Source organism: Salinibacterium sp., from assembly GCF_031364185.1.
Classification (GTDB): Bacteria; Actinomycetota; Actinomycetes; order Actinomycetales; family Microbacteriaceae; genus Rhodoglobus.
Genome location: NZ_JANLVV010000304.1, coordinates 1 through 1,773 on the forward strand (window position 1 = coordinate 1; position 1,773 = coordinate 1,773).

General features: G+C 63.6%; 2 protein-coding genes. One reads left to right on the forward strand and one right to left on the reverse strand.

From position 1 onward, the window contains the following. Window positions 1-470: SDR family NAD(P)-dependent oxidoreductase (locus tag RMN95_RS13355; protein WP_309617400.1), on the reverse strand; the 470-nt coding region annotated here is incomplete at its 3' end. Between the two features lie 78 nt (window positions 471-548). On the opposite strand from RMN95_RS13355, the gene RMN95_RS13360 reads away from it, so the two are divergent. Next, the gene (locus tag RMN95_RS13360; RefSeq protein WP_309617401.1) at window positions 549-1,625 is read left to right on the forward strand and encodes an acyltransferase family protein; all 1,077 of its coding nucleotides are present in this window, start codon (window positions 549-551) and stop codon (window positions 1,623-1,625) included. Window positions 1,626-1,773 lie beyond the last annotated feature (148 nt).

Below are 1,773 nucleotides of genomic sequence, written 5' to 3' on the forward strand. Positions count from 1 at the left end.
CCACCCTCGTAGGCGAGGTGACCGGCAATCGACGTGACGGTCAGGATGTCAGCACTGGCGCCCGGCACCACCGCGGCCCGCAGCAACGGCAACAGCGCGCTCGTCACGCGCTTGACCCCGACGACGTTCACGTCGAACATCCGAATCCAGTCGTCAGCGTCGCCGGCCTCGACACTCGAGAGACCCAGCGCTCCGCCGGCGTTATTGACAAGGGCATGGATGGGGCCGAGGGATAGGAGCTGGTCACGCAGGGCATCCACGTCGGCCTGGCTCGTCACATCGGCGACGAAGACGTCGGCGCCGGTCTCCGCGGCGAGCGCCTCGAGCCTGTCGGCCCGGCGGGCCACACCGACCACGTCCCAGCCGTGTGCACGCAGCAGCCGAACCGTGGCCGCACCAATACCTGAACTGGCGCCGGTGACAACCGCTCGTCTGGTTGCTGCGGTAGGGGGAAGATCTGCTCGTGTCATGGCTTAAAAATAGCGCGGCACTCTGCTTGAAAATAGCGCGGCGCCCCGGCTATAAATAGCGCGGCTACTCTGGAGGGCGTGACGACCCCCGCCCCCGCAGCCTCGGCGCCGACAACGAAGACGCGCGTGCCGCTGTGGGATAACGCCAGATTCATCGCGGTCACCCTCGTGGTCATCGGCCACAGCATCCAGCGAATGACGGGCGCCTCCGACGGGGCTTACACCATCTACCTGCTCATCTACTCGTTTCACATGCCCGCGTTCGCCGTGATCAGCGGTTACTTCTCGAAGTCGGACGCGCCTGGCCCCTCGCAGCTGAAACGAGTGCTCACCGACATTCTTCTGCCGTATTTCATCATGGAATCGATCTGGAGTGTCGTGCAGTTCCTGGTCGAGGGCAGACAGGATTTCAACCCCACAAAGCCATGCTGGACCCTGTGGTTTCTCCTCGCGCTCGCGATCTTCCGACTGGTGCTGCCCTACCTCGCCCTGATCCGCTTCCCCCTCGCCTGGGCGGTGCTGCTGTCGATCGGGATCGGTTACATGAGTAACGTCGATAACACCTTCGCGCTGTCTCGCACCTTCGGCATACTGCCGTTTTTCGTCCTCGGGTGGAAGCTGAAGCAGTGGGGGCTGATCGACCGCTGGAACGAAGCATCAGCTCGCGCGAGCCTGTCTGTGCGAGGGTGCGCGATCGTCGTGCTCGGCGCGTGGCTTGCGGTGATCATCCTGAATGCCGATGATTTCCGCAGGATGTCGCTGCAGCACTGGTTCTTCTTCGACGACTCCTACGCCGCGATGGACGCGAACCCGTGGTGGGCGGGGGCCGCACGGCTCGGCGTGATTGTGCTCGCCACTGTGCTCATCGCCGCGTTTCTCGTACTGGTGCCCCGGGTAAACACCCCGGTCACCTCCTGGGGCCAGGCGACCATGTACATTTACCTGTTGCATACCTTCGTGCTCTATCCGATCCGTGAATCCGGAATCCTGCAGGGAGCCGACCCACCCGCGCTGCTGCTGCCGGGCATGATCCTGGCGGCAATCGCAATCTCGCTCGCCCTGGGCACTCCGATCGTGCGCAGGGTGTTCCGCCCGCTCATTGAGCCGAGGGCGTCGTGGCTGTTTGTCACGAAAGAGGGGCTGCTGCGTAAGTGATGCGGTAACAGAATTGGATGCCCAGCTTTGCGCGACAACCTCCGAGTTACGCCATGTTTCGCTCGCCATTGCAGGCGTGGCGTGGTCTGCCTATGCTCACTACACGGGGCGCCCCTCTGCGGCGCCTGCCACGATTCAGATCTAAGGA